The organism is Corynebacterium sp. TAE3-ERU2 (assembly GCF_019209955.1).
In the GTDB taxonomy this organism is placed as follows: domain Bacteria; phylum Actinomycetota; class Actinomycetes; order Mycobacteriales; family Mycobacteriaceae; genus Corynebacterium; species Corynebacterium megadyptis.
Genome location: NZ_JAHUTL010000003.1, coordinates 21,251 through 45,425, shown reverse-complemented (window position 1 = coordinate 45,425; position 24,175 = coordinate 21,251). Strand labels below are relative to the sequence as shown.

Here is a 24,175-nt window from a genome sequence, read left to right as displayed (position 1 = left end):
GCCATGACCAGCCTCGCTTCCCTTCGCCACCCGCACCGCGCCACGGTGATGGGCATTGTGAACGTCACCGAGGATTCCTTCTCGGATGGCGGCAAGTATCTCGACCCCGAGGTGGCGGTGCAGCACGCCCGCCGGCTCGTGGCCGAGGGCGCGGACATCATCGACGTCGGCGGGGAATCCACCCGCCCCGGCGCCACGCGGGTGGATCCCGTGCTGGAACGCGAGCGGGTGGTGCCGGTGATCGCGGCCCTGCACGCCGCAGGTATTAAGACCTCCGTGGATACCATGCGCGCCAGCGTGGCCGCGGCCGCTGCCGCTGCGGGAGTGGATCTGATTAATGATGTCTCCGGCGGCCTCGCCGATCCGGAGATGCGCGCCGTGATGGCCGAGACGAACCTGCCGGTGTGCCTCATGCACTGGAAGGCCGCCACCTTCGGCAATGCCTCCGGCGCCGCGCATACCCCGGGCAGCGTGGTGGAGGATGTGCGCCGCGCGCTCGACGAGCTCACCACCGCCGCCATCGACGCCGGGGTGCGGCCGGAAAATATCACGGTGGATCCGGGGCTGGGTTTCGCGAAAACCGCCTTCGATAACTGGCAGCTGCTGCATAACCTGCATGTTTTTACCTCTGGCGAGTTCCCGGTGCTGGTGGGGGCGTCCCGGAAGCGCTTCCTCGCAGCGATTCGCGTCGGCCGCGGCCTCGATTCCGCGCCGGATCCGGCCACGGCTGCCGTCACCGCGATCGCCGCGCAGCAGGGCGCCTGGTGCATCCGCGTGCACGATGTGGCGCTATCCCGCGATGCCGTGGATGTGGCCCAGTTGTGGAATCACCCCGGAGATGTGGAGGAGGGCTAGTGGCTGATCGCATTGAACTCACCGGCTTGGAGGCCACCGGCTATCACGGGGTCTTCGACTTCGAGAAGCGCGAGGGACAGCGCTTCATCGCCGATATCACCTGTTGGTTGAACTTTCCCCGCGAGGACAAGCTCGCCGGCACCGTGCACTATGGCGAGCTCGCCGAGCTGGCCCACGCCGTGCTCACCGGCCCGCCCGCCGATCTCATCGAGACGGTGGCCTCCACGATTGCCGAGCGCGCCATGGAGACCTTCCCGCAGTTGCATGCCATCGAGGTGCGCATCCATAAACCCGAGGCCCCCATCGATCTGCCCTTCCGCGATGTGGCCGTGGTGGCTCGTCGCTCCCGGAGGAAGTAGGTGACTATGCGTGCGGTGATCTCGATCGGCTCCAATACCGGTGCTTCCCGACAGCATCTGGCCAGCGTCCTTCACGAGTTCGAGGCGGAGCTGGTGGCGTGCTCCTCGCTTTACGCCACCCCGCCCTGGGGTGTGGAGGATCAGCCGGACTTCCTCAATGCCGTGCTCATCGTGGACACCGATTCCTCCCCGCGGGAGCTGCTCGCCCGTGGCCAAGCCCTTGAGGCCCGCGCCGAGCGGGTGCGGCTGCGCCACTGGGGCCCGCGCACCCTCGACGTAGACATCGTGGACATCGAGGGCTTCAGCAGCACAGATCCCGTGCTCACCGTTCCGCATCCTTATGCCCATCAGCGCGGCTTTGTGCTCATTCCATGGCACGAGATCGCTCCCGACGCCGTCCTCGGCGGCCGCTCTATCAGCGCGCTTATCGACGCTCTCCCGGCCGCCGACCGCGCCGCCATTACTCCGATCGATAAGGTGATCGCATGAAACGCACCCGCATGTCTGTGCTGCTGGCTGCCGGCGGCTTCACCGCGCTTGCCGGGGCGATCCTGACTTGGGGGCGCTATGGCTCCTTGGTGACCGTCTCGGCCACGGCCTCGGTGACGCTCTGGGCGATGGCGCTGATCTGCGTGGTCTTGGGCAGAAGGGTGCGCGAGAACGTCGATCACAGCAATATCGGCATGGACCGCTCCCAGCTCAACCCCACCACCGCGGCCCTGTGGCTGGTGGTGGCGAAGGCCTCGGCGTGGACCGGCGCGATTGTGGGCGGCTGGTATGTGGGCATGGCCACCTTCGTGGTGCCCAAGGCCGGCACGCTCACCGCCGCGCAGAATGATCTGCCGGGGGTCGTGACCTCCGCGGCGGCGGGTGTGGCTTTGGCCGCCGCCGGAATATATCTCGAGCGTGGATGCAGCGTACCGCCCTCGCCAGATGGAGAACCCGCCTGACGTGCCGCGCGGGCTCAGCCCACGAGAAGGTAGTTTTAGGTAGATTAAGGATTCATGAGCTCCCCCACCCCTCCTGAAGAACAGCAGCACGCCGAACAAAGTGACAAAGGCCAGATCGCGCTGATCGTGTTGGTGGTGCTGGCACTTGCCGCCAGCTTGCTCATGTTGTTCATGAACAATGACGCGATGATGAAGCTCGCCGTGCTCGCCGCCCTCTGGGCCGCGGTGCTGGGCTTTTTCCTTGTGTTCCGCTATCGCAACCAGGTTGAGGAGGCGACTGCGGCGCTGAACGTGCAGCGGGATCTCTACGAGGAGAAGCTGGAGCGCGAGCGCGCCGATCACCGTGCCGAGCAGCTGGAGATCGAGCAGGACTATCTCGAGGCCCTCCGCGAGGAGCGCGACGAGAACATCGCCATTATGCGGGAGCAGCTCGATATCGTCCGCGAACAACTCGAGCGGCTGACCGGGCAGGTCTACTACGAGCCGACCACGCTCAGCGCCGCCGCCGAGCGTATCCATGAGATCGAGGAAGCCTCCAGCATTCGCTGGGATCCGCAGCCGGAGCAGCCAAGCAGCTCTTCGCCCTTTGATGCGGAGACCACCGTGTTCAATCGCGTCGAGGAGACCCCGGAGCCCGAGCCTGTACCGGAACCCGAGCCGGAGCCGGAACCGGAACCCGAGCCGCTGTGGGAGCCCGAACCCGAACCGGAACCGGAACCGGAGCCGGAGCCCGAGCCGGAGCCCGAGCCCGTGTGGGCCCCTGCCCCCGAGCCGGAGCCGGAGCCTTCGCACCATGGCCGCCGCCGCGCCGATGAGCGCAGCGGGTCGGTGTCCGTGGCTGATCTGCTGAAGAATTTCAATAAATAATGGCTTTTGAACCTGGTGCAGCACGGGTGATTGATTCCCCCGAGATGCTGCGCACTTTCGCTTCCGCTATGCGCAAAACGGGCCGCTCGGTCGTGCTCGTGCCGCTGAGTGAGTCCTGGGCGCCGCAGCATGTGGCCTTGGTGCGCGCCGCGCGCATGGTGCCGCGTGCCGTCGTGGTGGTAGTGGGGGACTGCCCCGCGGAGCACGCCCGTGAGCTGGGCGTGGATGCCCTCGCCGCCGCGCCGGCCCCGCCCGCGCTGAGCGTGCGCCTCGATGCCCCGAGTCTTGAGCCGCTGGAACAGCGCCTCTCTACGCTGCTGCACCTGCTGGTGCTGGTGAATCCGCATCAGGTGGTGCTCAGTGAACGCGATTTCGAGTTTATGCTGCTTACCCAGCGGCTGATCTCCGAGTATGGTTTCACCACCACGGTGCGCGGGGTGCCGCCGACTCGTTCCGCCGCGGGCGTGGCCCTGCAGCCCGCCCTGGCCGAGCTGTCTGCGGAGCAGATTGATCGGGCCACGGTGCTGTCTGCGGCCTTGCTGGCTGCCACGCACCGCGCCGAGGATGGCGCCGCAGCGGTGCTCGACACCGCCCGCGAGATTCTCTCGGGGATGGACGTGGAGTATGTGGAGCTGCGCGATGCCCGTACCTTCGGCCCAGCCCCCGAGCGCGGCGAGGCCCGCCTGCTCGTGGCCGCCACTATTGACGGGGTGCGGCTCATCGATAATGTCGGCGTGCCCGTCGGCATCGGGTTTAAGAACCTCAGCGAGGACTAAACACGGAAAAATCGGTGTAAAATCTATAAGGGTATATTCACCTTCCTCTTTCTAGGAGTTACCCATGGATTCCTCCACCGTCGCCCTTGGCGTGCTGAGCGATCTTCCCATCGCCCGCGAAGCCACCACCTCCCGCGTCCTCGTCAATAACGAGCACCTGCGCACTGTCGTCTTCAGCTTCGACGCCGGCCAAGTCCTCACCGAGCACGCCTCTCCCCGCGCCGTCGTCGTGCAGCTTCTCGACGGCCGCCTGAGCTTCACCGTTGCCGGCGAGGAGCACGAGATGAACCCCGGCGACGTGATCTATCTCGCCCCCAATGAGCGCCATGCCCTCGAGGCCCTCGAACCCTCCCATATGAGTCTCGTGATGGTGGATGTCGATGTCGCGTAAAGGGCCTGCCGAAAAATACCTCCAAGGACACTGGCTGCTGGCCAGCATGGGCAAGCGGGTGCTGCGCCCCGGCGGGATCGAGCTGACCACCCGCCTCATCGAGGCCGCGCACCCCACCTCCTCCGACCGCATTGTGGAGCTCGGGCCCGGAGTGGGGCGCACCGCCGATATACTGCTGGCGGCTCATCCCCGCAGCTATCGCGGCGTGGACCCCAATCCCGAGGGCAGCGCCCAGCTGGCCGAGGTGCTGCGCGGCCACCCCGAGGCCGAGCAGGTGGTGGCCGATGCCCGCTCCCACGAACTGCCCGATGGCTCCGCCGATCTGGTGGTGGGGGAGGCCATGCTCACCATGCTCAGCACCGAGGATAAAAAGGCGGTCATGGAGCGTACCTATCGTCTCCTCGCCCCCGGTGGTCGCTATGCGATCCACGAGCTCGCTGTCTCGGGCGATAATGCCACGGAGGTGTCGCGGGAGATTTCGCGCAGCATCAAGGTGGGCGCGCGTCCACTACCGGCTGAGGAATGGCAGCAGCTGCTGGAGGAGGCCGGCTTCGAGGTAGTTGCTACCGACACCAGCCCCATGCGGCTCTTGGAGCCCTCCCGCATCATCGCCGATGAAGGACTTGGCGGGGCGCTGCGCTTCTTCTACCGCGTCCTACGTAACCCCACTGCGCGGCGCCGTATTATGCAGATGCGCTCGGTATTTCGGCGGCACCGTGAGCAGCTCTCGGCAGTGGCTTTCGTGGCACGCAAAGGCTGCTAGGCTAAGCATTTGTGACGCAAGCGAATTCTCATCCTGTTGTGGTCGTCGATTTCGGCGCCCAGTATGCACAGTTAATCGCGCGCCGCGTGCGCGAGGCGAATATTTATTCCGAGGTGGTGCCCCACACAGCCACGGCTGAAGAGATCAAGGCCAAGAACCCGGCCGCATTGATTCTCTCCGGTGGGCCCTCCTCGGTGTACGCCGAAGGAGCACCGCGGCTCGATTCCGACATCTTTGAGCTCGGCCTGCCGATCTTCGGCATCTGCTATGGCTTCCAGTACATGACCGCCAGCCTGGGCGGCACCGTGGCAGCCACTGGCGCCCGCGAGTATGGCCGCACCGATCTCTCTGCCACCGAGGGCGTGCTTCACGCCGGGCTCGAACCCACCCACAAGGTGTGGATGAGCCATGGCGATGCCGTGACCGAGGCCCCTGCGGGTTTCGCCGTCACCGCTACTACCGCCGGTGCGCCCGTTGCCGCATTTGAGAACGTCGACAAGCGCATGGCCGGCGTGCAATATCACCCCGAAGTCATGCACTCTCCGCATGGCCAGGAAGTGCTCGAGCGCTTCCTCACGGAGATTGCCGGCCTGGAGCAGAACTGGACCGCCGAGAACATCGCCACCGAGCTCATCGACGCCGTCCGTGAACAAGTGGGCGAGCATGGCCGCGCGATTTGCGGCCTCTCCGGAGGCGTGGACTCCGCCGTCGCCGCCGCGCTCGTGCAGCGCGCTATCGGCGATCGCCTCACCTGCGTGTTCGTGGACCACGGGCTCTTGCGCGCCGGGGAGCGGGAGCAGGTGGAGCAGGACTTCGTGGCCGCTACCGGCGCCAAACTGGTGACCGCGCACGAGGCCGATGCCTTCCTGGGCAAGCTCAAGGGGCTTACCGATCCGGAAGATAAGCGCAAGGCTATTGGCCACGAGTTCATCCGTTCCTTCGAGCGCGCCGTCGCCGGTGTGCTGGAGGATGCCCCCGAGGGCTCCAGCGTGGACTTCCTCGTGCAGGGCACCCTGTACCCGGATGTGGTGGAGTCCGGCGGAGGTTCCGGCACCGCCAATATTAAGAGCCACCACAACGTGGGCGGTTTGCCTGATGACGTGGAGTTCCAGCTCGTCGAGCCGCTGCGCCTGCTGTTCAAGGACGAGGTGCGCGCGGTGGGCCGCGAACTGGGCCTGCCCGAGGAGATCGTGGGCCGCCAGCCCTTCCCAGGACCCGGCTTGGGCATCCGCATTATCGGTGAGGTCACCGAGGATCGCCTCGAGACTCTCCGCAAGGCGGACCTCATTGCCCGCACCGAGCTCACCGCAGCCGGTCTTGACGCTGAGATCTGGCAGTGCCCCGTGGTGCTGCTGGCCGATGTTCGCTCGGTGGGCGTGCAGGGCGATGGCCGCACCTATGGCCACCCGATCGTGTTGCGACCGGTCAGCTCCGAGGACGCTATGACCGCGGACTGGACCCGCCTGCCCTTTGATGTGCTGGAGAAGATCTCCACCCGCATCACCAACGAGGTGGAGGACGTCAACCGCGTGGTCTTGGACGTCACCTCCAAGCCCCCAGGAACTATCGAGTGGGAGTAACGGGCTGGTCGTCCTTCGGGACGATCACGCCTGTGCTCGGCACCACGAGCCGCTTCCTTCCGCAATGATGCAGTGAAGGGGGCGGTTTTCGTGTTCTCTATTCAGTTTTTAGAGTGTGTCAGGCCTAGAAGGGGGCCGGTTCGTTCCGGTCGAAGGGAACGGTGCCGGTGGCGGCCATGACGCGCTCATTCTTGTCGCGCTTGGCCTTTTTCCGATTCGTCATGCGGTCGTCCAGGCTGACGCGGCGCATCTTGGCGGAGACGCCCTCTGCGACGGAGCAGGAGATCTCGCCACTCTTGGAGCGCCAAGTGGTGGTGCCCTGCGGATCGACCGTGACGGTGTATTCGCCGAGGGTCTTCATGTTGTGGTGGCGCTTGCACAGCGGCTGCAGGTTCCATGTGGCCGTCATATCGCCCTCCTGCCATTCGGCGATATGGTCGATCTCGCAGCGATTCGCGGGGACGGCACAGCCGGGGTGGTTGCAGCACCCATAGCGGGCGATGACTTCATGCCGCTGCGCCTCGGTGGGCTGGTAGCCGGGTTTCTCCGAATCGGAGAGCAGTTGGAGGTGTGTGATCCAGTTGAGGATCTCCTCCGTGGCGAGATCCCCCAGCCAGCCGGTGGTGGGAGTCCAGGCGCCCTTGTTGAACCAATCCCCGTAGACGTGCATGACCACGTCGAGGTCGATGGTGTTGAGGATGAGCCCGAGCAGCCCATCGGCGCGGGTGCGTCCCTGTGTCGCCGCCTTAGTGATGGCTTCGGCGACGAGGGTGCCGCGATGGGCGTCCAGGTTGGCGGTGATGGTCACTGTGTTGCTCAGCGGGTTGTGGTTGATGTCTACCCACTCGCGCTCCTCTCGCTGGGGGTCGGGCTCATCTGTTTCTGCGGCCGGCGGGTCGATCATGCGCAGTATCTCCGCGATGCGCGAGCTCAGCCAGTAGGGGCCTTTGAGGGCTTGGTGGTCGACGCGGGGGAGTATCCGGTCTAAAAAGCGCACCTCGAATTCCGCGATGAACTCATCCTCTATGGCCTCTACCGCGTAGGTAAAGGCCCACAGATGCGCGTCGTTGAATACTGGCCGGGAGTTGAGAAAGGCGGCGACGAGGGGGAATCGTCTGAGCGTCCGCGCGAGGTCGAGGTGTTTGAGAATATAGCCGTCGGTGCAGCTAAAGCGTTTCGCCATGTGGGAGCAGAAGGCGTCGTAGTGCTCCTCATCGGCTTCGTACTGTCGCAGTAAATGCAGGGCTAAGCGGATGCGGCGAGCATTCTCGGCTAGGGGGTCGAACTCGCTCAGCCCCAGTTCGGTGCTCAGCGGGGAATCGGCCTCCCAGTGGCGTTCGTGGCAGAAGCGCCGGGACTCATCGGCCATCCGTTGTCTCACTGATCTATAGCCAAAGATGCTTCGGTAGTGCTGATCGTCGGGGAGGGGGAACGCTGTCGGATCTATCATGTGCTGTCCTTGTGTCGAGTGGTGGTTTTGGTGGCCTTAGTATCTCATTCACGCCGGACACTCCACCGCAGTTATTCGAACACACGCGCTAAACAAAAATCAGAGCACGGCACTATAAAACAAGCCATATACAGCACAAACGCGTGCATCGACCCATTCGAACACTGGCACCTATCGCACACCGCCTAACATCAGTCGCGGCAGCACGCTTGTCGACGCTTCCCTGCACAATCTCATAGCGCAGGGCAGAAAAGGGCAGCCGCTCCGCTTAGCGCAGCACCTCACACACGGCCTCGACCTGGTCGGGGAGCCGAGCATGGTGCACCCCAGGTAGTTCAACCACGCGCCCGAGCCGCGAGGAATACTCCGGCACGGTTGTGTCACGAGTGCTGATTATGGACACCACCTCTACCCCAGCGGGGATCACGGGCGAGAAGGGCTGCATGATGTCCACGAAGCTGCGTCCGAGGAGGCGGGCGATGATGGCCTGGCTCCACCGCGGATACGGCGGGACGCCGCGCCAGCAGGCCCCGAGGCCGATGATTTGGCCGATGCGTCCCTGCAGCTCGGGGCAGTCGGCGGCGAGGAGCCCCACCAGCCCGCCGAGGGAATGCCCGATGATGTCGAGCTGCGAGTTGGCGTCGATAAGCGTGCTACGCACCTCGTCGACGCACTCCATGAGCGATGTGGTGCCACGGCGACCATACTCGGGGACGATCACGCGGCGGCCGCGGCCATCGAGCGCGGCGGCGAGGTCGGCGAAGTTGCCGGGCGAGCTGAGCGTGCCATGCAGAAGCACCACGGGACGGCCCGTGCTGTGCAGCTCAGGGAGGCGCCCGCGCCGCGGAATCAGATGTCGAAGCATGCCTTAAGCATGTGCTCTCACCCCCGCTGCGGGCAAATGAAATGGGAATGTCCTGTGGAGGGGTTAAGCTGAGTGGGCCTAGAATCCACGCTTTATATAGGGAGCAAAAACTTATGGCTCGTGTAGTTGTGAACGTGATGCCCAAGACGGAAATTCTCGATCCCCAAGGACAGGCCGTGGTGCGCGCACTCGGGCGCCTCGGTGTTGAGGGAGTGAATGATGTGCGTCAGGGCAAGCGCTTCGTGCTAGACGTTGAGGACACCGTGACCCCTGAAGATCTGGAAAAGGTGGCTGAAAAGCTGCTGGCCAACACCGTGATCGAGGACTTCGAGGTCCTCGGCGTTGAGGTGGTGTAAGTGAGCGCGAAGATTGGTGTCATTACTTTTCCTGGCACGCTCGACGATGTCGATGCGGCCCGCGCGGTGCGTCTCGCCGGCGCTGAGGCCGTGAGCCTGTGGCATAAGGACGCGGACCTGCGCGGCGTGGATGCCGTGGTTGTGCCCGGCGGCTTTTCCTATGGCGACTATCTCCGCTCCGGGGCGATCTCCGCGCTGGCGCCGGTGATGGAATCCGTGATCGAGGCGGCCACCAAGGGCATGCCCGTGCTGGGAATCTGTAACGGTTTCCAGATTCTTACAGAAGCAGGTCTGCTTCCTGGTGCACTCACTAGGAACCAGGGCCTGCATTTTCATTGTGTCGATACCTACCTTGAGGTAGCGAACGCCGATACGGCCTGGACCTCCACGCTGCGCGAGGGGCAGAAGATCCTCATCCCCGCAAAGCACGGTGAGGGCCGCTTCCAGGCCAGCGCGGAAACCATTGCGCAGCTGGAAGATACCGGCCGCGTGGTGTTCCGCTACACCGATAATTTCAACGGATCCATGAACCGCATCGCGGGAGTGTGCTCGGAGAATGGTCGCGTGGTGGGCTTGATGCCGCACCCAGAGCACGCCGTGGAGGAGCTCACCGGCCCCTCGCTCGACGGGCTGGAGCTGTTCCTTTCCGCCATCGGACGAGTCGCTGCCTAGGAATAAGGGGAAGTACTACTTATGACGTTCAATGACACAGTGGCCGCCGCCACCAAGGATCCCCACGCCCCGCAGCCCTATGCGGAACTTGGCCTGAAGGATGACGAGTATCAGCGCATCACCGAGATCTTGGGCCGCCGGCCCACCGACGCCGAGCTGGCGATGTACTCGGTGATGTGGTCCGAGCACTGCTCCTATAAGTCCTCCAAGGTGCATCTGCGCTACTTCGGCGAGACCACCACCGAGGATATGGCCTCCAAGATTCTCGCTGGTATCGGCGAGAACGCCGGCGTGGTGGACATCGGCGATGGCAATGCCGTGACCTTCCGCGTGGAATCCCACAACCACCCCTCCTATGTGGAGCCGCACCAGGGCGCCGCTACCGGCGTGGGCGGTATTGTCCGCGACATTATGGCCATGGGCGCCCGCCCGATCGCCGTGATGGATCAGCTTCGTTTCGGCCCCGCCGATGCCCCGGACACCCAGCGTGTCCTGCCCGGCGTGGTGGATGGCATCTCCCACTATGGCAACTGCTTGGGCCTGCCCAACATTGGTGGCGAGACCGTATTTGATCCCTCCTATGCTGGCAACCCCCTGGTGAATGCGCTCTGCGTGGGCACCCTCAAGGTGGATGACCTCAAGCTCGCCTTCGCCTCCGGCAAGGGCAATAAGGTGATGCTCTTCGGCTCCCGCACCGGCCTCGATGGCATCGGCGGCGTCTCCGTGCTGGCCTCCGACACCTTCGAAGAGGGCGCCGAGCGCAAGCTCCCTGCGGTGCAGGTGGGCGATCCCTTCGCGGAGAAGGTCCTCATCGAGTGCTGTCTCGATCTCTACCAGGCGGGCGTGGTCGTGGGCATCCAGGATCTTGGTGGCGCCGGCCTCGCCTGCGCAACCTCCGAGCTGGCCGCCTCTGGCGATGGCGGCATGACCATCAACCTCGATGCCGTGCCGCTGCGCGCCGAGAACATGACCGCCGCGGAGATCCTGTCCTCCGAATCCCAGGAGCGCATGTGCGCCGTGGTCCGCCCCGAGGACGTGGAGCGTTTCCGCGCCATCTGCGAGCACTGGGATGTCACCTGCGCTGAGATCGGCGAGGTCTCCGAGGGCGAGCACCTCGTGATCAAGCACCGCGGCGAGGTCGTGGTGGACGCCCCGGCGCACACCATCGCCAATGAGGGCCCCGTGTACGAGCGCCCCTTCGCCCGCCCGGACTGGCAGGATGAGCTGCAGCAACAGCGGGAGATCCCGCAGGCCGATAACGCCGCCGTGGCCCGCGAGGTGTGGCTGCGTATGGTCGGCTCCCCGGCGCTGTGCTCCCGCGCCTTCATCACCGAGCAATATGACCGCTATGTGCGCGGCAATACCGTCCAGGCCCGCAACGCCAACTCCGGTGTGCTGCGCATCGACGAGGAAACCGGCCGCGGCGTGGCCGTCTCCGCTGACGCCTCGGGCCGCTACACCAAGCTCGATCCGAATACCGGCGCCCGGCTGGCGCTCGCGGAGGCCTACCGCAACGTGGCGGTCACCGGCGCCCGGCCCATCGCCGTCACCAACTGCCTCAACTTCGGCTCCCCCGAGGATCCGGCTGTGATGTGGCAATTCCGCGAGGCCGTGCACGGGCTTGCCGATGGCTCCCGCGAGCTGGGCATTCCCGTCTCCGGCGGCAATGTCTCCTTCTACAACCAGACCGGCACCGAAGCCATTCTGCCCACCCCGGTGGTCGGCGTGCTGGGCGTAATCGACGATGTCGCCCAGTCCATCCCAGCGCACATCCCCGCCGACGCTGCCCCGGGCACCCGCCTGCTGCTGCTCGGCGAGACCAAGGAAGAGCTGGGCGGATCCATCTACCAGCAGGTGGTGGCCGAGGATCTCTCCGGCATGCCGCCGAGCGTTGATCTCGCCCGCGAGCAGGCGCTCGCCGAGTTCTTCCACGGCTCCACCGATATCCTCGCCGCCCACGATCTCTCCGAGGGCGGGCTTGCCCAGGCCATCGCGGAGCTGGCCATTCACTCGGGTCGCGGCATGCAGCTTTCGCTTGTCGACGTCGCCCCGCAGCCCACCACCGCACTCTTCTCGGAGTCGGCCTCCCGGGCAGTGATCGCCGTCCGCGAGGAGGACTGCGCCGCCGTGACGGCCCGCGCCGCCGAGTGCGGGGTGCCGGTGACGGAGCTCGGCGCCACGGCAGACACGGACACCGTGGATCTCGAGCTTCCCGGCGGAGAGCACCTCCAGGTAGCGGTGGCCGAGCTGGAGCAGGCGTGGACCTCCACGCTGCCTGATCTGTTCGGCCACGCCGCTGGCGCTAACTCCGTGGTCTAAGAGCGCCCCCTGAGCCTGGTATCAACCATATGGTTGATACCAGGTTCATTCTTGTGCACGATGTGCGCTCACCTGCGTCGATGCTGAACTTGAGGGCATGGATGTCACTCGTAGTTTTCGCAGCGCCCGGAATAGTTGGATCACCCTCGCTCTCATCGCTGGGCTGATCGGTGTGTTCTTTGCGGTGCTCGGCGGCGCCGAGGCCTCGCATGCACGGCAGGCCGCCCCCACCGATTCCGAATCCACCCAGGTGGCCCGGCTGGTGGAGCACTTCCCTGGGGCCGATGAGGACACCGTGCTGGCGGTGGTGCAGCAGCGGGATGGTTCCCCGCTCAGCCAGGCGGATCTGGTGGCCGCCGCCCACGCCATCCCGGGCGCCGAGCAAGCCCGCCCCCTGCTCAGCGACGATGCCCGCGCGGGGCTTATCACGCTGCCGGTGCCCGCCGCCGAGAACGGCACGGAGATGAGCACCTATCTCGCCGGACTGCGGGCCGATATCGCCGCCGCGGCCCCGCAGCACCTCGATATCGCCATCACCGGCGGTGCCGCCTTCGGCGCCGATGTGGCCGCGGCCTTCCAAGGGGCGAATATCACCCTGCTGGCCGTGACCGTTCTCATCGTCGCCCTGCTGCTCATCCTCACCTATCGCAGCCCCGTGCTGTGGCTCATCCCGCTATCCGTGGTGGCCCTCGCCGATCGTGTGGCCGCAGTATTCACGGCCTGGATCGGCGCGGAGTTCGGCCTGGAATTCGATGCCGGCATCGTCTCGGTGCTGGTATTCGGCGCCGGTACGAACTACGCCCTGCTGCTCATCTCCCGCTACCGCGAGGAGCTGGTGCGCCACGAGGATCACCGCGCGGCGCTTGCCGCGGCGTGGACGCAGTCCTTCCCGGCGATCGCGGCCTCTAATCTCACCGTCGTGCTCTCCCTGCTCAGCCTCGGCCTAGCCGTCATCCCCGGCACCCGTGGGCTAGGGATTGTTGCCGCAGTGGGCATTCTTCTCGCCCTCGTGGCAGTACTCCTCGTGCTGCCCTCGGCGCTTTCGCTGGCCGGCCGAAAGGCACTGTGGCCGAGGATCCCGCAGCCGGGTGATCCCGCCGCCGAGCCTCGGATTTATCGCCGCGTGGCCACCGCCGTCATGCGCCGTCCCTTGGCGGTGCTGCTGAGTGGAGTGGTGCTGCTCGGCGGGCTCTCCGCCGGGCTGGCGTCGATCACGGTGGGGCTGAATCAGATGGAGAAATTCCGCACGGAGACCGAGTCCGCCGCCGGTTTCGCCACCCTCGCGGAGCACTTCCCCGCAGGCGAGGCCCAGCCCAGCTCTGTGCTCACCCGCGTCTCCCACCAAGACGAGGTGCTGGCCACCATCAATCGCCTCGACGATGTCGTGCGCGCCATGCCGGCCGGTGTCTCCACCGACGGACAGTGGGCACGAATCATGGTGAGCAGCGACGCCGCCCCCGGCACCGCGGAGTCCCTGGATTTTGTGCAGTCGCTGCGCACGGCCGTGCACGCGGTGCCCGGCGCCGAGGCGAAGGTCGGCGGCGAGCAAGCCACCGAGGTGGATGCCCGCGCCGGCACCATTCGCGACCTGAGGCTGCTGGTGCCGGTGATCCTCGGCATCAACCTGCTGGTGCTCACCCTGCTGCTGCGCTCGGTGGCGGCGCCGATCTTCTTGGCCCTCAACGTGCTCAGCGCCGGCGCCGCCATCGCCGTGGGCAGCTGGATCTCCAGCCTCGTGTTCGGCGTCGGTGCCCTCGACCTCTCGGTGCCGCTGCTCTCCTTCCTCTTCCTCGTGGCCATGGGCATCGACTACACCATCTTCCTCGCCCACCGTGCCGCCACGGAGCGCGCCCTCTATGGCAGCCGCGGGGGCATGGTGGAAGCCATCAGCCACACCGGCGTGGTCATCACCTCTGCGGGTGTGGTGCTGGCGGGCGTGTTCGCGGCCCTCGGGGTGCTGCCACTGGTGACCCTGGGCCAGCTGGGCATTATCGTGGGCTTCGGGGTGCTGCTGGATACTATTCTCACCCGCACTATCATCGTGCCGGCCGCGGTCGGCGTGCTGGGCGATGCCATCTGGTGGCCTCGCCGCGCCCCCGCAGCAGAGGAAGCAGCAGGGGAAGAAGCAGAGGAAGGAGAGCCCGAGTATGTCTGTGCCGCTAGCACCAGCTAAGCACCCCTTTGGGGCGCGGAGTTCCTCGCCCGCCGCCATTCTGGTGGTGGGGGAGACGATCACCGCCGGCATCCTGGTGATCGTCGGCGCCCTCGGGGCGCTGCGCGAGGTATCCCCGCTGCTCGTTCTTCCGGCCGTTATCGCATTCTGCGCCGCCTTCGTGCTGCTGCACCGCCCCCGTCTCCGGCTGGGCGTGCTGTTGCTGCTCTGGGCGGGGCTGGTGTGCCTGAGCTTCTCCTTTACCTGGGTTGCCTTCGTGCTCTTCCTGCTCGCCGGGCACTATCTGCGCTTTCCGCTGCTGCCGGTCTATGCCCTGCTGGTGCTAGCTGGGGTGTGGGGCGCGACGTGGGCGGATAAGGATCAGGTGGGCGTGCCGCAGTTGCTCGGCCCGGCGATCGGGGCCGTGGTGGCCATTGGCATGAGCCGCGGCTATGTGGAATTGCTGCGCCTCCTCAATGATCTCGAGCGCGCCCATAGCGAGATGGCCTATTTGCAAGATGAGCTGGCTGCCACGCAGCGCGAGGCTGGGGCCATGGATGAGCGCACCCGCATCTCCCAGGACATCCACGACACGATCGCCCAAGGTCTGAGCTCCATTCGGCTGCTCGCCCAGCCCTCTCATCCCACTCCGGACGCGGAGAAGCTGCTGCTCATCGAGGAGGTGGCCACGGAGAATCTGGCGGAGGTGCGCCGCATCGTCGCCGACCTGGCCCCGCATGGCCTGGAGGACAACCCGCTGGCCGTGGCCTTGCAGACCATGGTGGATGGGCTGGCCGCCGGCAGCGGCATCGACGCCGAGCTCGAGGTGCACAGTGCCGCGCGCTTCAGCGACCCCATCGATATCGCGCTGCTGCGGGTGGCCCAATCCGCCCTGGCCAATGTGCGCCTCCACGCCGCCGCCTCCCGGGTGCGGGTTAGCCTCGATAGCGATCAGGAGCAGGTGCGCTTAGACATCGTGGATGATGGCATCGGCTTCGATGTCGCCGCATGGGAGCGCAACCGCGCCACCACCAGCTTCGGTCTGAGTTTTATGCGCTCGCGCCTGCAGAAGCTGGGCGGCGGGCTGGATATCGAGTCCACCCCGGGCGAGGGCACGGCCATCTCCGCCTGGGTGCCGCTCTAAACTACACAGCATGAGCATTGCCGTTGCGCTTATCGACGATCACCCCGTGGTGCGCTCTGGACTTATGGCGATTCTCAACGCCCAGTCGGAGATCCACGTCGCCGCCGCGGCCGGGAGCGTGGCCGAGGCACTCGCCGCCATCGACGCCGCCCAGCCCGATGTGGTGCTCTGCGATCTCCGCCTCGGGGCCAGCGATAGCGATGGGGTGGAGGTGATCCGCGGCTGCAGCCAGCCGGTGGTCATTCTCTCCACCTATGACCGCGAGCGCGATATTCGCGCCTGCCTCGACGCCGGCGCCGCAGGCTATCTGGTCAAAGACGCCCCCGTGGACACCATCGTGGAGGCCATTCGCGCGGTGGCCCGCGGCGAGGTGTACGTCCAAGCCTCCCTCGCCGGGGCGCTGCTGAAGGCCCCCGCCCCCGCCCAGCTCACCGAGCGGGAACGCGAAGTGCTGCAGCTGGTGGCCACCGGCGCGAGCAATAAGGAGATCTCCACGCGGCTCTTTATCTCCCAGGCCACCACCAAGACGCATCTGGTGCATATCTTTAACAAGCTGGGGGTGGATTCCCGCACCCGCGCCGTGCACGTGGCCACGGAGCGCGGCCTGCTCTAGGCGCTGCTAGTCCACAAAGGCGCGACCCTCGCGCAGCACCAGCGGATGCGGGCTGTACTTGGCGCGGAGCTCGCGCAGGGTGGTGGCGTGCTCGGCGAGTCGCACATCATCCTCGGTGTGCGGCTCGAATTGCCGGGCGGGCAGCACATTATTGTCGAGGTCGGTGGCCACATAGGTGAAGGTGGCATGAATGGCCTGCTGCAAGTGTTCCCGGCCGCCCCGGGGATCACCGCTGCGCACATGCACAGACATCTGCATGCTGCGGGTATCGGTGCGCATCAGCCGTGCATCCACCTCGATGAGATCGCCGATCGAGATCGGGCGGTAGAAGCGAATCCCACCGGCGTAGACGGCGATGGTGCGCTGCCCTGACCACTCCATGGTGCAGGCCGTGCCCGCCTCGTCGATCCACTCCATCGCGGTGCCGCCGTGCACATTGCCGCCCCAGTTCACATCGGTGGGCTTGGCCAAAAAGCGGGTGATCACCCGCGGCGCATCGCTGGGGCCGTCATAGTTCTGCTTCTCCATCTCGGCCTCGATGGCGTGGCGCAGCTCGATGCGGGAAATGGCGGCCTGTTCCACTCGCTGCTCGTCCTCGGTGGCGGCGTGGAATTTCGGCACCGGGGTGGCGGCGCCGGTCTTGGGGTCTTTGGCCACGAAGATCACCAGGCAGTCGCAGGCCCGGGAGAAGTGGCCATCGCGCGGATCCGCGGAGAGCACCTCGTTCACAATGTGCATCGAGGAACGGCCCGTCATCGCGATCCGGGAGCGCACCTCCACCACGTGGCCGGAGGGGATCGGGCGGTTGAAGTGAATATGGCCCACATAGGCGGTCACACAATAGGTGCCCGACCAGCCCACCGCGCAGGCATAGGCGGCCTTATCGATCCACTCCAAGACGCGGCCGCCGGAGACACCCCAGTTGCCGGCTAGCACCACATCGCTGGGTGCAGCCATAAACCGTAGTGTGACCTCGGGCGAGGGGGCTCGATTGGCTGCGAATTGCTCTCGTTCAGTCATAGGTGTGTTCTCCGGGGACGGGGCTGGTAGCTCACAGGCTACCAACAGTTAAGCTGGGTCACACTATGCCGAAAAAGATTGATCCCGCCGAGATGCGCGCCGCCCTACGCGAGTATGAACAGCGCATGGATAGCCCGAATGTCCCGCGCGCGCTGGTTGCCCGTGCCGTGCGGCTCAGCGCCCGCACCGTGGAGAACTGCGCCCCGGGCCATAGCGTGGAATTGCGGGTGCCGCCCTTCGTCGCGGTGCAGTGTATCGAGGGGCCGCGCCATACCCGTGGCACCCCGCCCAATGTGGTGGAAATGCGCCCCGAGGTGTGGCTGCGTCTCGCGATCGGGCACAGCACCTGGGAGCAGGAGCTAGCCGCGGGAAATCTCAGTGTCTCTGGCACCCGCGCCGGGGAATTGGCCCATTGGGTGCCGCTGATTTAGCGCCCGCCCAACAGCCCTGAAACTCACATTGGGCGCGCGGGCCGGCTGCTGCTCCGCGCCCCCGCGTGGGGCTAAATATTCGCCATGCCGCCGGTGAAACAACTACGATTAACCCACGTGGCTATTAGAAACCAGCCCCTATCCGCTTTCGATGATCTCGGAGAACACGAGCCGCGCGAAGAGTGCGGTGTGTTCGGTGTTTTCGCTCCTGGGGAAGAAGTCGCCAAGCTCACCTACTATGGCCTGTACGCGCTGCAGCACCGGGGCCAAGAAGCCGCCGGTATCGCGGTGGGTGATGGCGACAACGTGGTGGTGTACAAGGACCTCGGGCTCGTTTCCCAGGTCTTTGACGAGGGCGCTCTCGACGCCCTGCGCGGCAATCTGGCCATCGGCCATACCCGCTATTCCACCGCCGGCGGCGCCTGCTGGGAGAATGCCCAGCCCATGTTCCGCGTCGCCCCGAATGGCACCGATGTGGCCCTCGGACACAATGGCAACTTGGTGAATTATCTCGAGTTGCTCGAAGAGGCCACCGAGAAGGGCTTGGTGGACCCTGCGACACAGCCCTCCGACTCGGACATCATGTGCGCCCTGCTCGCCGAGGGCATCTCCGAAGAGGTGTCGCTTGTCGACGCAGCCCTCAACCTTCTGCCGCGCATCACCGGCGCCTACTGCCTGACATTTACGGACGGCCACAAGCTCTATGCCGCCCGCGACCCGCATGGCGTGCGACCGCTCTCGATCGGTCGTCTCGAGCGGGGCTGGGTGGTGGCCTCTGAAACCGCGGCCCTCGATATCGTCGGTGCGTCTTTTGTGCGCGAGGTCGAGCCGGGGGAGTTCATCTCCATCGACGATTCCGGTATCCGTTCCCATCAATTCGCGCCCACCAAGCACAAGGGCTGCGTCTTTGAATACGTGTATTTGGCCCGCCCGGATTCCCTGATCCGCGGCCAGTCGGTGAACGATACCCGCGTGGGTATTGGTGCCGCGCTGGCGACGGAGCACCCGGTGGACGGCGATCTGGTGATTCCGGTGCCGGAGTCCGGCACCCCGGCGGCGGTGGGCTATTCCTATGGTTCGGGCATTCCCTTCGCCCAGGGGCTGGTGAAAAATGCCTATGTGGGCCGCACCTTCATCCAACCCACCCAAACCATTCGACAGCTCGGCATCCGGCTCAAGCTCAACCCCTTGAAGCATGTGCTGGCCGGCAAGCGGCTGGTGGTGGTGGATGATTCCATCGTCCGCGGTAATACCCAGCGGGCGCTCATCCGCATGCTGCGCGAGGCCGGCGCCGCCGAGGTGCATGTGCGGATCGCCTCGCCGCCGGTGAAGTGGCCGTGCTTCTACGGCATCGACTTCGCTTCCCCCGGCGAGTTGATCGCCAATGGCACCGGCGCCCGCACCATGGAGGAAGCCGTGGACGTGATCTGCACCGCCATTGGTGCGGATTCGCTCGGCTTCGTCTCTATCGACCACATGGTGGAGGCCTCGAAGCAGAAGCGCGAGGATCTCTGCTGTGCCTGCTTCGATGGCGAGTACCCGCTGGGTATGCCGGCCGGAAACCCGAACACCGCGCTCGTGGAGGACATGCAGCGCAATCTGAAGAAAGTGACCACGACATGACCGATCACACTCCCTCTGATGGCGCATCCTATGCAGCAGCCGGGGTGGATATCGCCGCCGGCGACCGCGCGGTAGAACTTATTGCCCCCTTGGCCAAGAAGGCCACCCGCCCCGAGGTGCGCGGCGGCATCGGCGGTTTCGCCGGGCTCTTCGCCCTCGGTAAGTACGAGAAGCCGCTTCTTGCCGCCGGCTCCGACGGCGTGGGCACCAAGCTGGCCGTGGCCCAGGCCATGGACAAGCACGACACCATCGGTATCGACTTGGTGGCCATGTGCGTCGATGACCTGGTGGTCTGCGGCGCCGAGCCGCTCTTCCTCCAGGACTATATTTCCGTGGGCAAGGTGGTGCCGGAGCATATCGCCGCCATCGTCAGCGGCATCGCCGAAGGCTGCGAGCAGGCCGGCTGCGCCCTGCTCGGCGGGGAAACCGCAGAACACCCTGGGGTGATGGGCGAGGAAGAATACGATGTGTCCGCCACCGCCGTCGGCGTGGTGGAAGAGGAGGAGCTGCTCGGGCCGGATCGGGTGCGCGATGGCGATGTGATCATCGGCATGGCCTCCTCGGGCCTGCACTCCAATGGCTATTCCTTGGCCCGCTATGTGCTGCTGGAATCCGCCGGGCTGCCGCTGGATCAGGAGATCGACGAGCTCGAGCGCACCCTCGGCGAGGAGCTGCTGGAGCCCACCCGGATCTACACCAAGGACTGCTTGGCGCTGGCCGCCGAGTGCGATGTGCGCACCTTCTGCCACGTCACCGGTGGCGGATTGGCCGGCAACCTCGTGCGGGTGCTGCCGGAGAACATGGTGGCAGAGATTTCCCGCTCGGCATGGAAGCCGCAGCCGATCTTCAAGCTCATCTCCGAGCTGGGCAAGGTCAGCCGCGAGGAAATGGAGAAAACCTTCAACATGGGCGTCGGCATGGTGGCCGTGGTGTCTGCGGCGGACCGCGACCGCGCCCTCGCCATGCTCACCGCCCGCCACGTGGATGCCTGGGAGATCGGCACGGTGCGCAGCGCCGCCGCCGATACTGAGGAGCGGGTGCTGCTCAGCGGCGAACACCCCCAGTACTAGCCATGAAGAAACCTCCCTGCTCACTGAGCAAGGAGGTTTCTTAACATAGTGTGCTACTTCTCGTATTCATCCTTGAAGTAGTCGGCCCACTCGGAGTAGGGATCGTCCTCCCGGACATCCTCCTCCGAACGGGAGCTATTGCTGGCGAGTTCACGCTGCAACTGCTCTAAGTCCATCTCAGGAGTTTGGTACTTCAGTTGACGAGCTACCTTAGCCTGCTTAGCCTTCGCGCGGCCGCGACCCATGGCTAGACCCCCTTGGAGTGTGCCTGAAGTGCCTCGGGCGTAGGGCACCCCATTATCGGTTTCTGCAATCTTGTATTCCTGTGAATCCACAATAGCTAATGTGACGAAAAAAGTCGCACCTGGGTCCGTGGCGTGCCGCAAAACCGTTTACGCCCGTACCCCTTTAGAGGGTACGAGAGCGGAAGCGCTGCACCGCCTCCCGGCCGGCCTTCGTGCCATTATCCTGCGGAATCGTCTCCGGGTCTACGGCCACGGAGCAGTCGCCCACGCGCAGATCCTGGGACTGTAGCGCGGATCTTTTCACCACGGCCAGCGCGATCGGACCGAAATCGCAGTCCTGCACCACCGTGCCCACCCGGCCCACGGCGCGCGGCCGGGTGCCCTTGGTGATGCTATCGCCGGGCACCGGCAGACTAGGTGCGGAGCCATCGAGGTGCAGCCGCACCAGCACCCGCGGCGAGGAGCCCAGATTCTCCACCCGGGCCACCGTTTCTTGGCCGCGGTAGCAGCCCTTGTGCAGGTGCACCGCCGTGCCGCCCACCCAGTGCGCCACCTCGTGCGGGATCGACTTATCGTCCAGATCCACCTCCGGCAGCGGCAGCAGATGGCGCACCCGCTCCGCAGTCCACGCCATCAGGCCGACACAGCGCACGCCGTTGCTCTCCAGTTCCGTGAGGGTGGCGTCGATAAGCGCGGCGGGAACATAGAGATCGGTGTGGGCGAGGGGAGCGCTGATGCTGCGGCTAAGCCCGGCGGGCGCGCTGGTGCCGAGGAGGGTGAGCAGGCCGAGGTCGGTGCGGGAGATCTCCACGGCCGACCAAAAGACCATGCGGCGCAGGAACTCCTCCAGGCTGTCGGCGCTGGGGCGGGGGATATCCAGCAGGAATCCCTCCTCGGTGCGCAGCACCCCCAGCGCATGCAGGATATGGCCCTGGGCATCCAAATCCAGGGCCTCGGTGCCGGCGCCCACGGGAAGATCATCGAGCTTTTGCGAGAGCAGATTATTCAGAAACTCCGGGGCATCCGCGCCGCTGACCTGCAGCACCACCCGGTTAGAGCGGTCAATCACCACCGGCTGCTCGGTAATCGCCCGCTGCTCACCTAAAGGATCGCCATAATGCCACGCCACGCCCTCATAGGCGGGGTGGGCGTCGGCGTCCTGCGCAGGGCAGGCACCGGGACGCGCTAGGCCAGGGGAACGATAGGATGTCTCACTCATGCCCGCCCATACTAGAGGAGCGCGGCGAGAGCCTGCGTGGAGGGGCACACGTACCAGCCGCCCGAGAGCGGCGTGGTGAACTCGGTGAGACGATCCGCCGGGCCGCCATCCACCCCGGCCATGCGGCGCAGCATCTCCTCCATGCGCCACTGATCGAAGCTGAAGCCCACGAACACGGTGCCGTGGGTGGACATGTCCCCATAGGAGACATTACGGCGGAAGATCTCCAGCTCGTCCTCGTCGACCTCCACCACGGTGCGATTGACGTGGGAGGACTCCGGGTTGGCATCCTCGTCCAGCTCCACCGAATCGGGCTTGGTGCGGCCGATGATCTGCTCCTGGATATGGGCCTGCAGCGCCTCCCACTCCACGGCCTTGTGCTCCCACAGCTGGTAGAGCAGCACCGAGCTGCCCGCGCCGGGGCGACCCTCCGGCACCGCCACCACGCTCGGGGCCTCCAAGGCCGGCGGGTTTTCAGTACCGTCCTCGAAGCCGGTGAGATCGCGATTGTGCTGGTAGACCCAGCCGGTGGTTTCCTCCACCAGGGTGGCGCTCTCGCGCACCGTGCTGGCGATCGTGCGGGCGATGTCGAATACCTGGGAGCGGGAGGACCCTGCCACCCACACCCATGCATCGTGCTGGGTCGCGGGCATGGACATCGTCGAGCCGCTAATCGGCTCGGAAAAATCGTGCACCTTATCCGGCACATACTCCGCGTCGGCTACCTCGGCCCACAGGCTGGGGCGCACGCCCAGCACCACGTTGACGCCGTGCGTGGTGGGCAGATTGATGGCCTCGGCCAGATGGCGCAGCACCGCGCATCCATCCGCGCCGGGGGCCAGATCGAACTCGAGAAAAATATGGTCAGTGGTGCCTAGACCAGTGATTCCGCTTTGATGACTCATACCTTTGATTCTGCACCAAAGTTCGCGCCGGCGTGAATAATGAAAGGCATGAATCCTCGCCCCATTATCGTTCGCCTCGACATAAGCAGCGGAGAGATCGTCGATCACGACCCCGATACGCCTCTGGTCTACTGGGATGATTATGCCGTGACCCGCGGCGACGGGGTATTCGAAACGGTGCTTGTGCGTCAGGGGCGCGCCTGCAATCTGCAGCGACACGTGGAGCGCTTTCACAGCTCGGCCGAGCTCTTGCATTTGCCGCCACCGCAGCAGCAGCTATGGGACGCCGCCATCCGGCGCGCCGCCGAGCGCTGGGAGCAGGAGAATCACTGCGATGGCGCCATGGTGTGGACCTATACTCGCGGCCGGGCCAGCACGGGGCAGCCCTCGGCGTGGATTAGCGTCAAGGCGGTCAGCGCCGAGCAGCTCGCCCAGCGCCAGCACGGGGTGGCGGTGCTCACCCTACCGCGCGGGGCAGATGATTCCAGCCCCCGCGCCGCCAAGACCCTCAGCTATGCCTCGGCCATGGCGGCGCTGCGCCAGGCCGCCGCCCAGGGCATGGATGATGTGATCTACGTGGCGGGGGAGCGGGTCCTCGAGGGCGCGACCTCCACGGTGGTGGCGGTGAGGGGATCGACGATCCGCACCCCCGAGCCCAAGGGCGATATCCTGCCCGGCACCACCCAGGCCGCGCTATTTAGCTACGCCACCGCCCACGGCTATAGCTGCGAGACCGGGGATATCACGGTGAGCGAGCTGGAGGCCGCGGATTCGGTGTGGCTGGTCAGCTCGGTACGCATCGCCGCCCAGGTCACCAGCATTGATGGCCGGCCCACCCGCGGCCAGGGAACAGCAAACGCCGCCGCAATCCAGACAATGATCACGGCGGCGTTGGGGTAGAAGGTTTAGCCCGCGTAGCGCTGCAGCTGCGCGGAGCGGCGGGGCTTGAGCTCCTGGTCCACCAGGCGCTCGTCCACCCAGCCGAGATCGCCATTGGGCAGCAGGCCGTAGAGGCGCTTGCCGGGGCCGAGCGTGGTCAGCCCCGAGGCGGTGGCCATAGTGGAGGCGGAGCTGAGCTCCCAGGCGCGCTCGTTGAGGGGCTCGCCGTACATGATCTCCACCGCGCCGCCGGAATGACAGAGAATGAACTCGATTTCGTCCTTGTCATTGATGCGCAAGAATCCGGTCTCGCGGGACTCGAGGGACTCCGGCGCATCCTTCTTCCAGCACTTGGACTCCACATTGATGTAATTGCCGCCATCGTGGGAGAAGATCAGCTGGTTGCCGAAGGTGAACTCGCCGTCCTCGGGGGTATCGGCTTGGCCCTCGCCGCGCCAGACACCCACCAGCGGCAGCAGCGCCAACAACCCATCGTGCAGGCTGGGGCCCTCGCGCAGGTTCGCGGTATCGGCGGGAATCGGCAGCTCGCCGAGGCTGGGAATATTCCGCCCGCCGGTGGTCTTAGCGACCTCCGCGGCGCGATTGACGGCCTCGTTGCCATCGAGGCGCGGGCTCAGGTTTTCGGGATGGTTCGTCGATGAATCAGTCAC

26 protein-coding genes are annotated in these 24,175 nt (G+C 65.7%); 19 read left to right on the top strand and 7 right to left on the bottom strand.

Going from position 1 to position 24,175, the window contains the following annotated elements; all coding sequences use genetic code 11:
- The first annotated feature begins 3 nt into the window (after nucleotides 1-3).
- The 9 genes from folP (at nucleotide 4) to guaA (ending at nucleotide 6,541) form a co-directional block, all read left to right on the top strand.
- On the top strand, nucleotides 4-855 hold the full coding sequence (gene folP, locus KRX12_RS05065; protein ID WP_218365950.1) for a dihydropteroate synthase: 852 nt from the start codon (nucleotides 4-6) through the stop codon (nucleotides 853-855).
- The gene (folB, locus tag KRX12_RS05060; RefSeq protein ID WP_218365116.1) at nucleotides 855-1,214 is read left to right on the top strand and encodes a dihydroneopterin aldolase; all 360 of its coding nucleotides are present in this window, start codon (nucleotides 855-857) and stop codon (nucleotides 1,212-1,214) included. Before folP ends, folB begins: the two co-directional genes overlap by 1 nt.
- Before the next feature lie 6 nt (nucleotides 1,215-1,220).
- On the top strand, nucleotides 1,221-1,703 hold the full coding sequence (gene folK / locus KRX12_RS05055; protein ID WP_218365949.1) for a 2-amino-4-hydroxy-6-hydroxymethyldihydropteridine diphosphokinase: 483 nt from the start codon (nucleotides 1,221-1,223) through the stop codon (nucleotides 1,701-1,703).
- The gene (locus tag KRX12_RS05050; RefSeq protein WP_218365948.1) at nucleotides 1,700-2,164 is read left to right on the top strand and encodes a DUF3180 domain-containing protein; all 465 of its coding nucleotides are present in this window, start codon (nucleotides 1,700-1,702) and stop codon (nucleotides 2,162-2,164) included. The genes folK and KRX12_RS05050 overlap by 4 nt, the downstream gene beginning before the upstream one ends.
- A 54-nt stretch (nucleotides 2,165-2,218) precedes the next feature.
- Nucleotides 2,219-3,031 (top strand): DUF6779 domain-containing protein, encoded by an 813-nt coding sequence (locus tag KRX12_RS05045; protein WP_218365947.1) that lies wholly within the window; start codon nucleotides 2,219-2,221, stop codon nucleotides 3,029-3,031.
- Entirely contained in the window at nucleotides 3,031-3,807 is a 777-nt protein-coding gene (locus KRX12_RS05040) for a pantoate--beta-alanine ligase (RefSeq protein WP_218365946.1), read from the top strand. Before KRX12_RS05045 ends, KRX12_RS05040 begins: the two co-directional genes overlap by 1 nt.
- Before the next feature lie 64 nt (nucleotides 3,808-3,871).
- Nucleotides 3,872-4,198: a cupin domain-containing protein gene (locus KRX12_RS05035; RefSeq protein ID WP_218365945.1), complete on the top strand. Its 327-nt coding sequence runs from the start codon at nucleotides 3,872-3,874 to the stop codon at nucleotides 4,196-4,198.
- Nucleotides 4,188-4,961, top strand: a complete 774-nt coding sequence (locus KRX12_RS05030; protein WP_370625547.1) for a class I SAM-dependent methyltransferase — start codon at nucleotides 4,188-4,190, stop codon at nucleotides 4,959-4,961. The genes KRX12_RS05035 and KRX12_RS05030 overlap by 11 nt, the downstream gene beginning before the upstream one ends.
- 11 nt (nucleotides 4,962-4,972) lie before the next feature.
- Complete coding sequence (guaA, locus tag KRX12_RS05025) at nucleotides 4,973-6,541, top strand: glutamine-hydrolyzing GMP synthase (RefSeq protein ID WP_218365122.1); 1,569 nt, start codon at nucleotides 4,973-4,975, stop codon at nucleotides 6,539-6,541.
- A gap of 124 nt (nucleotides 6,542-6,665) precedes the next feature.
- On the opposite strand, the gene KRX12_RS05020 is transcribed toward guaA, so the two are convergent.
- Together KRX12_RS05020 and KRX12_RS05015 are read right to left on the bottom strand one after the other, a co-directional pair.
- Nucleotides 6,666-7,910 carry an HNH endonuclease signature motif containing protein gene (locus KRX12_RS05020; protein ID WP_218365943.1) on the bottom strand — a complete coding sequence of 415 codons (1,245 nt, stop codon included), beginning with the start codon at nucleotides 7,908-7,910 and terminating at the stop codon, nucleotides 6,666-6,668.
- 349 nt (nucleotides 7,911-8,259) lie between these two features.
- Complete coding sequence (locus KRX12_RS05015; RefSeq protein WP_218365124.1) at nucleotides 8,260-8,856, bottom strand: triacylglycerol lipase; 597 nt, start codon at nucleotides 8,854-8,856, stop codon at nucleotides 8,260-8,262.
- A 113-nt stretch (nucleotides 8,857-8,969) separates the two neighbouring features.
- Here KRX12_RS05015 and purS point away from each other — a divergent pair, with 113 nt between their 5' ends.
- The 6 genes from purS (at nucleotide 8,970) to KRX12_RS04985 (ending at nucleotide 16,112) form a co-directional block, all read left to right on the top strand.
- Nucleotides 8,970-9,212: a phosphoribosylformylglycinamidine synthase subunit PurS gene (gene purS, locus KRX12_RS05010; protein WP_018020473.1), complete on the top strand. Its 243-nt coding sequence runs from the start codon at nucleotides 8,970-8,972 to the stop codon at nucleotides 9,210-9,212.
- A complete protein-coding gene (gene purQ / locus KRX12_RS05005) occupies nucleotides 9,213-9,884 on the top strand; it encodes a phosphoribosylformylglycinamidine synthase subunit PurQ (protein WP_151530209.1) in 672 nt (223 codons plus the stop codon).
- A gap of 21 nt (nucleotides 9,885-9,905) precedes the next feature.
- Nucleotides 9,906-12,203 (top strand): phosphoribosylformylglycinamidine synthase subunit PurL, encoded by a 2,298-nt coding sequence (purL, locus tag KRX12_RS05000; RefSeq protein WP_218365942.1) that lies wholly within the window; start codon nucleotides 9,906-9,908, stop codon nucleotides 12,201-12,203.
- Nucleotides 12,204-12,300: 97 nt separating this feature from the next.
- Nucleotides 12,301-14,376, top strand: coding sequence for an MMPL family transporter (locus KRX12_RS04995; protein ID WP_218365941.1), 2,076 nt, complete (start codon nucleotides 12,301-12,303; stop codon nucleotides 14,374-14,376).
- Complete coding sequence (locus KRX12_RS04990) at nucleotides 14,351-15,499, top strand: sensor histidine kinase (protein ID WP_218365940.1); 1,149 nt, start codon at nucleotides 14,351-14,353, stop codon at nucleotides 15,497-15,499. The genes KRX12_RS04995 and KRX12_RS04990 overlap by 26 nt, the downstream gene beginning before the upstream one ends.
- 10 nt (nucleotides 15,500-15,509) lie before the next feature.
- A complete protein-coding gene (locus KRX12_RS04985; RefSeq protein WP_218365128.1) occupies nucleotides 15,510-16,112 on the top strand; it encodes a response regulator transcription factor in 603 nt (200 codons plus the stop codon).
- A 6-nt stretch (nucleotides 16,113-16,118) separates the two neighbouring features.
- On the opposite strand, the gene KRX12_RS04980 is transcribed toward KRX12_RS04985, so the two are convergent.
- Nucleotides 16,119-17,132, bottom strand: coding sequence for an acyl-CoA thioesterase (locus KRX12_RS04980; RefSeq protein WP_218365939.1), 1,014 nt, complete (start codon nucleotides 17,130-17,132; stop codon nucleotides 16,119-16,121).
- Between the two features lie 65 nt (nucleotides 17,133-17,197).
- On the opposite strand from KRX12_RS04980, the gene KRX12_RS04975 reads away from it, so the two are divergent.
- From KRX12_RS04975 to purM, 3 genes are all read left to right on the top strand, one after another.
- Entirely contained in the window at nucleotides 17,198-17,563 is a 366-nt protein-coding gene (locus tag KRX12_RS04975) for a sterol carrier family protein (RefSeq protein ID WP_218365938.1), read from the top strand.
- A gap of 84 nt (nucleotides 17,564-17,647) precedes the next feature.
- Entirely contained in the window at nucleotides 17,648-19,186 is a 1,539-nt protein-coding gene (gene purF, locus KRX12_RS04970) for an amidophosphoribosyltransferase (RefSeq protein ID WP_370625219.1), read from the top strand.
- The gene (gene purM, locus KRX12_RS04965) at nucleotides 19,183-20,256 is read left to right on the top strand and encodes a phosphoribosylformylglycinamidine cyclo-ligase (protein ID WP_218365937.1); all 1,074 of its coding nucleotides are present in this window, start codon (nucleotides 19,183-19,185) and stop codon (nucleotides 20,254-20,256) included. The genes purF and purM overlap by 4 nt, the downstream gene beginning before the upstream one ends.
- 53 nt (nucleotides 20,257-20,309) lie before the next feature.
- Here the strand turns inward: purM and KRX12_RS04960 are convergent, their stop codons facing one another.
- The 3 genes from KRX12_RS04960 to KRX12_RS04950 form a co-directional block, all read right to left on the bottom strand.
- On the bottom strand, nucleotides 20,310-20,501 hold the full coding sequence (locus KRX12_RS04960) for a DUF3073 domain-containing protein (protein WP_151550035.1): 192 nt from the start codon (nucleotides 20,499-20,501) through the stop codon (nucleotides 20,310-20,312).
- A 163-nt stretch (nucleotides 20,502-20,664) separates the two neighbouring features.
- The gene (locus KRX12_RS04955; RefSeq protein WP_218365936.1) at nucleotides 20,665-21,720 is read right to left on the bottom strand and encodes a folate-binding protein YgfZ; all 1,056 of its coding nucleotides are present in this window, start codon (nucleotides 21,718-21,720) and stop codon (nucleotides 20,665-20,667) included.
- A gap of 11 nt (nucleotides 21,721-21,731) precedes the next feature.
- Entirely contained in the window at nucleotides 21,732-22,625 is an 894-nt protein-coding gene (locus KRX12_RS04950) for a Dyp-type peroxidase (protein WP_218365133.1), read from the bottom strand.
- Between the two features lie 48 nt (nucleotides 22,626-22,673).
- Here KRX12_RS04950 and KRX12_RS04945 point away from each other — a divergent pair, with 48 nt between their 5' ends.
- Nucleotides 22,674-23,525 (top strand): aminodeoxychorismate lyase, encoded by an 852-nt coding sequence (locus KRX12_RS04945; protein ID WP_218365935.1) that lies wholly within the window; start codon nucleotides 22,674-22,676, stop codon nucleotides 23,523-23,525.
- Nucleotides 23,526-23,530: 5 nt separating this feature from the next.
- On the opposite strand, the gene KRX12_RS04940 is transcribed toward KRX12_RS04945, so the two are convergent.
- The gene (locus KRX12_RS04940; RefSeq protein WP_151530221.1) at nucleotides 23,531-24,175 is read right to left on the bottom strand and encodes an FABP family protein; all 645 of its coding nucleotides are present in this window, start codon (nucleotides 24,173-24,175) and stop codon (nucleotides 23,531-23,533) included.

What these genes read in the sequence shown, in the direction of transcription:
- KRX12_RS04950 (WP_218365133.1), bottom strand. Translation starts at nt 22,625, where the DNA reads ATGAGTCATCAAAGCGGAATCACTGGTCTAGGCACCACTGACCATATT.
- KRX12_RS04975 (WP_218365938.1), top strand. Translation starts at nt 17,198, where the DNA reads ATGCCGAAAAAGATTGATCCCGCCGAGATGCGCGCCGCCCTACGCGAG.
- purM (WP_218365937.1), top strand. Translation starts at nt 19,183, where the DNA reads ATGACCGATCACACTCCCTCTGATGGCGCATCCTATGCAGCAGCCGGG.
- KRX12_RS04980 (WP_218365939.1), bottom strand. Translation starts at nt 17,132, where the DNA reads ATGACTGAACGAGAGCAATTCGCAGCCAATCGAGCCCCCTCGCCCGAG.
- KRX12_RS04985 (WP_218365128.1), top strand. Translation starts at nt 15,510, where the DNA reads ATGAGCATTGCCGTTGCGCTTATCGACGATCACCCCGTGGTGCGCTCT.
- folP (WP_218365950.1), top strand. Translation starts at nt 4, where the DNA reads ATGACCAGCCTCGCTTCCCTTCGCCACCCGCACCGCGCCACGGTGATG.
- purS (WP_018020473.1), top strand. Translation starts at nt 8,970, where the DNA reads ATGGCTCGTGTAGTTGTGAACGTGATGCCCAAGACGGAAATTCTCGAT.
- folK (WP_218365949.1), top strand. Translation starts at nt 1,221, where the DNA reads ATGCGTGCGGTGATCTCGATCGGCTCCAATACCGGTGCTTCCCGACAG.
- KRX12_RS04945 (WP_218365935.1), top strand. Translation starts at nt 22,674, where the DNA reads ATGAATCCTCGCCCCATTATCGTTCGCCTCGACATAAGCAGCGGAGAG.
- purL (WP_218365942.1), top strand. Translation starts at nt 9,906, where the DNA reads ATGACGTTCAATGACACAGTGGCCGCCGCCACCAAGGATCCCCACGCC.
- KRX12_RS05020 (WP_218365943.1), bottom strand. Translation starts at nt 7,910, where the DNA reads ATGGCCGATGAGTCCCGGCGCTTCTGCCACGAACGCCACTGGGAGGCC.
- KRX12_RS05050 (WP_218365948.1), top strand. Translation starts at nt 1,700, where the DNA reads ATGAAACGCACCCGCATGTCTGTGCTGCTGGCTGCCGGCGGCTTCACC.
- KRX12_RS05045 (WP_218365947.1), top strand. Translation starts at nt 2,219, where the DNA reads ATGAGCTCCCCCACCCCTCCTGAAGAACAGCAGCACGCCGAACAAAGT.
- KRX12_RS05040 (WP_218365946.1), top strand. Translation starts at nt 3,031, where the DNA reads ATGGCTTTTGAACCTGGTGCAGCACGGGTGATTGATTCCCCCGAGATG.
- KRX12_RS05015 (WP_218365124.1), bottom strand. Translation starts at nt 8,856, where the DNA reads ATGCTTCGACATCTGATTCCGCGGCGCGGGCGCCTCCCTGAGCTGCAC.
- KRX12_RS04995 (WP_218365941.1), top strand. Translation starts at nt 12,301, where the DNA reads ATGGATGTCACTCGTAGTTTTCGCAGCGCCCGGAATAGTTGGATCACC.
- KRX12_RS05030 (WP_370625547.1), top strand. Translation starts at nt 4,188, where the DNA reads ATGTCGCGTAAAGGGCCTGCCGAAAAATACCTCCAAGGACACTGGCTG.
- KRX12_RS04955 (WP_218365936.1), bottom strand. Translation starts at nt 21,720, where the DNA reads ATGAGTGAGACATCCTATCGTTCCCCTGGCCTAGCGCGTCCCGGTGCC.
- purF (WP_370625219.1), top strand. Translation starts at nt 17,648, where the DNA reads ATGCCGCCGGTGAAACAACTACGATTAACCCACGTGGCTATTAGAAAC.
- KRX12_RS04990 (WP_218365940.1), top strand. Translation starts at nt 14,351, where the DNA reads ATGTCTGTGCCGCTAGCACCAGCTAAGCACCCCTTTGGGGCGCGGAGT.
- KRX12_RS04960 (WP_151550035.1), bottom strand. Translation starts at nt 20,501, where the DNA reads ATGGGTCGCGGCCGCGCGAAGGCTAAGCAGGCTAAGGTAGCTCGTCAA.
- KRX12_RS05035 (WP_218365945.1), top strand. Translation starts at nt 3,872, where the DNA reads ATGGATTCCTCCACCGTCGCCCTTGGCGTGCTGAGCGATCTTCCCATC.